General features: G+C 62.4%; 1 protein-coding gene. It reads right to left on the bottom strand.

Features of this window, described 5'->3' with window-relative positions; genetic code table 11:
- Positions 1 to 87 precede the first annotated feature (87 nt).
- Positions 88 to 1,134, bottom strand: coding sequence for an IS110 family RNA-guided transposase (locus E3T47_RS00740; RefSeq protein ID WP_134553758.1), 1,047 nt, complete (start codon positions 1,132 to 1,134; stop codon positions 88 to 90).
- Between the last annotated feature and the right edge of the window lie 194 nt (positions 1,135 to 1,328).

Here is a 1,328-nt window from a genome sequence, read left to right as displayed (position 1 = left end):
CAACGCGAGGAGCCATCGTGGGATGGTCAGTGGGGACCGGCTAAAGCAACTCACGAAGGACACCACACGACCCTTCTATGGTTGAAGTCAAGCAGTAAGGGTCGCCAGTGAGCGATAGATGCTGCGGGCGATGAATCGTTTGAGGCAGCGGTGGATCTCTCGCCGGGTCTTGCCTTCGGCGGTTCTTCTGTCAACGTAGCTTTTCGTCGTGGGGTCGGTGATCATGCGGCAGCGGGCAATGATGTGGAGCGCTCGGTTCAGTTGACGGTCGCCGTGGCGGTTGAGGCGATGCCGGGTCGTATTTCCCGATGATGCCGGAATTGGGCTAACGCCAGCCAACGCCGCGAAGGCGGCTTCCGAGCGCACTCTGCCTTGGTGGGAATAAGCGGTCAGGATGATAGCGGCCGTGAATGGTCCGACACCGGGGATGTCCTGGATGCCTGGAGCGAGTTCGTCGACGTGCTTTGACAGGGCCGCGTGATTCGTTTCCAACTCGCGAGTGCGCTGGTGGATCGCGGAGGCGAGCCTGCGGGCTTCAGATCGGGCGACGGCAGCGGCAGTGTCATCGCTGGAGCGATCGCGCCATGCGGCGATGATGTCGACTTGAGTGTTGGTCAGGGGTGCGCGGACGTCGAGGCCCAGGTTGATTATCCGCAGGAGCGCGTTGAGCGCGTTGCGGTCGCTGGTGCGTTGGGAATCGATACTGTGTCTCGCGACGAGCAGAACTCGAAGGGCGCTGCGAAGCCCGTCGGCGCGCGGCAGAATCAGCGCGGTCGCATCGGTGCCAAGCGCGGTGCGGGCGGCAGCCACGGCATCGATTTGGTCGGTTTTACCGTGACCATCCCGGGCCTGCCGTTTGGGTGGTTTGACCTCGCAGACGCGAATCCCCGCGGTGGTGAGAGCGCGAGTCACGGTTGCTCCGTAGGAGCCGGTGCCCTCGACAGCGGCAAGCTGCTGCCCATCCGAGCGTCGCTCAATCCATGCGATCGCGCGGGCGGTTCCAGCGTCGGTGGTGGGAAACGAAGCGGTGTCAATGACTGCGCCAGTAGCGGCAGCAACGACTGCGTAGGTGTGCGTTTTGGCGTGGGTATCCACGCCGATGACGTATTTGTATGTGTCAGCCACGGTGCTCACGAAGTGTCTTCTTCCGGTAAATGGTTCGTTATCCGGGCCTGGGAGAATTGTCGCGAGGCAGATCTCTAATGAGTCACACCCCCGCCGGAGCGTGGGTGGACAACCTTCTATGAAGCCATCGAAACGGGTCAGGCCGGCACCGACCTAGCCCAGCGGACAGGTCGTGTGAAAGCCACCGCTTTCGCGGGACAGAT

Origin of the sequence: Cryobacterium ruanii, from assembly GCF_004404055.1 — a bacterium.
Taxonomy (GTDB): Bacteria; Actinomycetota; Actinomycetes; order Actinomycetales; family Microbacteriaceae; genus Cryobacterium; species Cryobacterium ruanii.
Note: the sequence above shows the minus strand (reverse complement) of the source record. Positions and strands in the feature narration are given on the sequence as shown.